The organism is Methylibium sp. T29-B, assembly GCF_000576225.1.
GTDB lineage: Bacteria > Pseudomonadota > Gammaproteobacteria > Burkholderiales > Burkholderiaceae_C > Methylibium > Methylibium petroleiphilum.
The window spans coordinates 1-1642 of the sequence record NZ_AZSN01000328.1 but is presented as its reverse complement, the minus strand read 5'-3'; the positions used below and the strand labels follow the sequence as shown (position 1 = coordinate 1642).

The following is a 1642-nucleotide window of genomic DNA, read 5'->3' as shown; positions in this document are numbered from 1 at the left end:
CGCCGCGCACTCAGCGCGACGCGGCGTCCGGTGACGAACGCTGGTTCGGCGGCGGTGCCGGCTGCAGGCGCTCGGTGGCGCCGTTGCGGCCGAGCGACGCCGGACGCACCCCCGCGCTCGGTGGCTCGAAGCGCCATTCGGACGCGTCGTCGCCCGCCGCAGCGAGCAGCATCGCGCTGACCACGGCGGCGCTGACCGTGCCCCAGGTGATGGCTTGCAGAGAAGTGCGGGTCATGGGAATGGCCGAGGGTTGCAGTGCGACAAGCATGAAGCGGGCCGCGGCCCGAACGACGAGGTTAGGCGATCGGGCCGCCACGGCCAAGCCGCCAAGCTAGGGAAGTCGTGACGAAACGCAGCGGGGCGCCACCGGATCTTCACGGACGCTGGGCACAATCGGCCGCCTCATGTGGCGCCGTGATTTCCTCCATCGCCTGGGCCGCCACGCGGCCGCGCTGGCGCTCGGCACGCTGTTCGCGCCCGGCGTCGGCCGCAGTGGCGAGCGGGCCGAGACGCTCCGCGGTGGCGACGACCCCTTCACGCTCGGCGTCGCCAGCGGCATGCCGGCGCCCGACGCGTGGTGCTGTGGACCCGGCTGGCCCCGAGTCCGCGCGAACCGCTCGGTGGCCTGCCCGACGCGCCCATCGCGGTGCGCTGGGAACTGGCCGAGGACGAGGGCTTCTCGATCGAACGGCGCACCGGCGTGGTCTGGGCCCGGCCCGAGCACGCGCACAGCGTGCACGCCGAGGTGACGGGTCTGCCGAGCGATCGGCGCTACTTCTACCGCTTCCATGCCGGCGAGGCGACCAGCCCGCTCGGGCGCACCCGCACCGCGCCGGCGCCCGAGGCCGGGGTCGGCCGCCTGCGCATCGCGCTGGCGTCCTGCCAGCACTACGAGCAGGGCGAGTTCACGCTGCACCGCGAGATCGCCGCGCGCGACCTGGACCTGGTGCTGTTCGTCGGCGACTACCTCTACGAATCCAGCAATGCGCGCCTGCGCATCCGATCGCATGAAGCGGCGCAGCCGACCACGCTGGACGGCTTCCGCCAGCGCCACGTCACCTACAAGCTCGACGCCGCCCTGCGTGCGGCCCATGCGGCCCACCCCTGGGTGCTGACCTGGGACGACCACGAGGTCGAGAACGACTACGCCGCCGACGCCTCACGGGACCCGTCGCGCAGCGCGGCGGCGTTCCTGCAGCTGCGCGCCGCCGCCTACAAGGCCTACTTCGAACACATGCCGGTGTCGCCGCACAGTGCGCCGGTGGGCGCGCAGATGCGCATCCACGCGCACTACCGCTGGGGCCGGCTGGCCGACCTGTGGACGCTGGACAACCGCCAGTACCGCTCGCTGCAGCCCTGCAATGCGCCCGGCGTCGCCGGGGGGCGCATCCTCACGCAGTGCGAGACGCTCGAGGACGAGTCGGCCACGGTGTTCGGCGCCGCGCAGGAGCACTGGATCGGTGAGCAGCTCGCCGCCAGCCGGCGCGGCTGGCGGCTGCTGGCCCAGGCACGCAGATCGCGCCCAGCGGCATCGACACGCCGCTCGGCCGCAGCCTCTTCAGCGACGGCTGGGACGCTACCCGAAGGCGCGCGCGCGCCTGATGCGGGCGATCGCGGGGCAGCCGCAAGCACGTGGTCTGCC

At 73.6% G+C, this 1642-nt stretch carries 2 protein-coding genes; one reads left to right on the top strand and one right to left on the bottom strand.

The window, feature by feature from the left end; all coding sequences use genetic code 11:
* Nucleotides 1–10: 10 nt before the first annotated feature.
* A complete protein-coding gene (locus Y694_RS21650) occupies nt 11–235 on the bottom strand; it encodes a hypothetical protein (protein ID WP_036236620.1) in 225 nt (74 codons plus the stop codon).
* 339 nt (nt 236–574) lie between these two features.
* Here Y694_RS21650 and Y694_RS21645 point away from each other — a divergent pair.
* On the top strand, nt 575–1642 hold a 1068-nt coding region (locus Y694_RS21645; RefSeq protein ID WP_231497837.1), incomplete at its 3' end, for an alkaline phosphatase.